The organism is Paraburkholderia sp. BR13439 (assembly GCF_040948805.1).
GTDB lineage: Bacteria > Pseudomonadota > Gammaproteobacteria > Burkholderiales > Burkholderiaceae > Paraburkholderia > Paraburkholderia youngii.
The window spans coordinates 1-825 of record NZ_JBFPKN010000129.1; the positions used below are offsets into that span (position 1 = coordinate 1).

The window sequence follows — 825 nt, forward strand, 5'->3', positions numbered from 1 at the left end:
GGGCGGGGCGTGCGGCGCTGGGCGAGGAGGCGCTCGCTGGCGTGGGGCTGGTGGAGCTGGAGGCGGGGTCGCCGGCGTGGGCCGGGCAGCCGTCATCGGATCCGGATGCGCGCGCGCTGGGCCTGGGTCCGCACCATCTGGCCTATGTGATCTACACGTCGGGCTCCACCGGCACGCCCAAGGGCGTGATGGTCGAGCACCGCAGCACCGTGAACCTGCTGCACTGGAGCCGCCGCGTGTTTGCGGAATCCGAGACCAGCCGCATGCTGTTCTCTACCTCGATCGGCTTCGACCTGTCGGTCTATGAGTGCTTCGTTACGCTGTCGCAGGGAGGCACACTCTATCTTGTCGAGGATGCGCTGGCACTGACGCAGACACCCCTGGATGTCTCGCTGATCAACACGGTTCCCTCGACGATGGCGGCGCTGCTCGACCAGCAGGCCGTGCCGGCATCGGCGCGCGTAATCAACCTGGCGGGCGAGCGGTTGCCCGCCAGCCTGATCGGCAGAGTGTTCAGCAGCAGTGGCGCAGAGAAGATCTGCAACCTGTACGCTCCGTCCGAAACGACGACGTATTCGACCTGGACCTGCATGGCAAGGGGGGAGGCGGTCGTTGAAACGATCGGCCGTCCGATTGCGAACACGCGGGTGTACGTGCTGGACGATCATGGCGAGCCGGTGCCGTTCGGGGCGGTGGGTGAGCTCTACATTGGCGGGGCGGGGGTTGCGCGTGGCTACCTGAAGCGTCCGGAACTGAGCGCGCAGCGGTTCATGGCCGATCCGTTCAGTGCGCAGCCGGGCGCGCGGATGTATCGCACGGGGGACC

1 protein-coding gene is annotated in these 825 nt (G+C 67.3%); it reads left to right on the top strand.

Annotation, left to right across the window (positions count from 1 at the left end; translation table 11 throughout):
• Positions 1 to 825 (top strand): AMP-binding protein (locus AB3X96_RS42515; RefSeq protein ID WP_368594415.1); only part of this gene is annotated, 825 nt, incomplete at both ends.